Here is a 1,967-nt window from a genome sequence, read left to right as displayed (position 1 = left end):
GCGACATCAATTGGGCCAAATTCAAACGCCCCCGTCAGCAGCATGGACGACAGGCGTTGGACATTGGCAGTCACGTCTACCGCCACGAACGGTTGGGATCAGCGGGCGGCGGGAGTCGACGTTGATATCACGAAAAACCACGCCACCGCCGCTCCGTTGCATCCCGTGGTTCGTCCGGTCATACGTAATCATGACCACAGATGCTTTTCGCCCATGTTCTTAGTTCGACATAGCGACGTCGATTCTTACTGTGTTCCTGCATTATCTCTTCGCGCGGTCGAGGAGTAAAGGGAATTTGCTCGTAACGCACGCTTGCACGATAGCCAGTCGGCAGAGTTTTCCACGCGAGAGGTTCCCATGGCGTGAATTGATTAATTGAATCGTCGGTCACACTCATATTGCATTGCCAAAGAACGTCAGCATTGGAAACAAGTTCGATCAATCTTTCACGAGTTGCCGCTGTAATCTCGACGTTTTCGCCATCCCACCCAACGTCCTCGAAGAAACGGCTCCAGTCTGGTTCAGCAAGATCCTCCCAGCGTTTTCCGCCATCCTGGGTTACACCACAGTGCATTGCGGAGTCCATTTCTCCCAGCGCAAGTAAGAATTGCCGCAATGTGGCAGGTTTCTCCATGTCATCATCGTGGTACGCGTCAATCTCGCCACGCTGGTACATCGACGTCAACGTCGAAACCAGGGCCTCTTCGGACAGGTGATGGTAGCCGCGATTGAGCCATTCCGACATCGGGCGTTCTGACCGAGTCATGCAACTGACGGGAAGTCGATGCAGAGTAAGTATCTCGAGCAGCCAAGCTTCACCGTATTCCATGGTTTCAGTAGGACGAACGTTGGTGATAACGGGGTCGTGGCCAAACATCGTGAACTCAGGAAACAGCAGCGCCCGCGACTCCCGTTCATCACATGGTTCGTCAGGCTACGTTTGCCGCCGGCTGGAAGTTGGACGGGCCAGAACCATTGTAGCAATCGCTGCGTGGTGATGAGCCATATTGTCAAGTGGGATTACGATGTTAAACCGTGACTACGATTGCGATCAACAAGCGACAGAGGTTTCGTCGTCATTGGATGGGCCGGTACGTGAGTCTATGCGATGGGACAGGCGCGACGACCAAACCGCAACATCAGGTGCGATCAACAGGCGACTGATGTTCCGTTGCCAATCAATGGGCCCCTACGTGAGTCATCCGGCACGACGGACGCGATTCGCGTTGCGAATCACCAAGCCATCATCCGATTGGAGACGATGATCTATCAACCCGTGACATCAAGAGCGATCACCAGGAAACAGAGGTCGCGTCAACAAGCAATGGGCCGACTGCGGTCACCCTATCCGGCTTGTGCAGTGTTCCAAGTTCGAAGCCAGAAGAATCAACGAACGTAACCAAGCACGACGAACGGTGGAATTCACGGGGGCCGGGCGAACTACTTGCAAGCAGACCATTGAACGCGACTCCCGGCCTCCCGTGCAATTCATGGTTCGTCGATTCGACTGCGCGCTGTCAGAGCATGAACGTCGGTCGCAACAGGTAATCGAATGTATCATCCGGGCCCCGTGAATTTGATTCCCGAGTAATTAAGCACCCAGTAAATGAACGCCAATATTGATACGAGTCCAACGTTCATCAGAACACCGATCCCGCCAAAAACTCTCGCGGCAGTAAATCGGTACGAGAATGCCAGCACACAGATCGAAGCGATCAGGCTGAGAGCAATCAACGCATGCAGCGACACTACGATCGCGTTGTCGCTGAGGCGATGTCTTGTAATCTGTGGCCAATACAGGACCAAACCGAAGAACGCGAATGAAAACGCAACGGCCATCCAAGCGTTTCGGCGAGACGCTGTTGCAAAACGAAAACGCAGGCGACTACTCGGACGTTCGGAGAATGCGTGCGGTGGTATGAAAGGGTTCACAACCGAGTGCTCGATGATTTGTTTGACCGACGAAC

At 53.8% G+C, this 1,967-nt stretch carries 2 protein-coding genes; both read right to left on the bottom strand.

Annotated features, from left to right (window positions below; genetic code table 11):
• Window positions 1-178 precede the first annotated feature (178 nt).
• Window positions 179-877: a hypothetical protein gene (locus H1B37_RS32625; RefSeq protein WP_182871454.1), complete on the bottom strand. Its 699-nt coding sequence runs from the start codon at window positions 875-877 to the stop codon at window positions 179-181.
• Between the two features lie 680 nt (window positions 878-1,557).
• A partial coding sequence (locus tag H1B37_RS33535) for a hypothetical protein (RefSeq protein WP_220498490.1) occupies window positions 1,558-1,967 on the bottom strand: 410 nt, incomplete at its 5' end.

This window comes from Stieleria mannarensis, from assembly GCF_014154935.1.
In the GTDB taxonomy this organism is placed as follows: domain Bacteria; phylum Planctomycetota; class Planctomycetia; order Pirellulales; family Pirellulaceae; genus Stieleria; species Stieleria mannarensis.
The sequence above is the reverse complement of the archived record's forward strand: the minus strand, read 5'-3'. Positions and strand labels throughout refer to the sequence as shown.

Bases quoted from the DNA above. Each gene is read 5' to 3' on its own strand.
- H1B37_RS32625 (WP_182871454.1), bottom strand. From the start codon at position 877: ATGTTTGGCCACGACCCCGTTATCACCAACGTTCGTCCTACTGAAACC.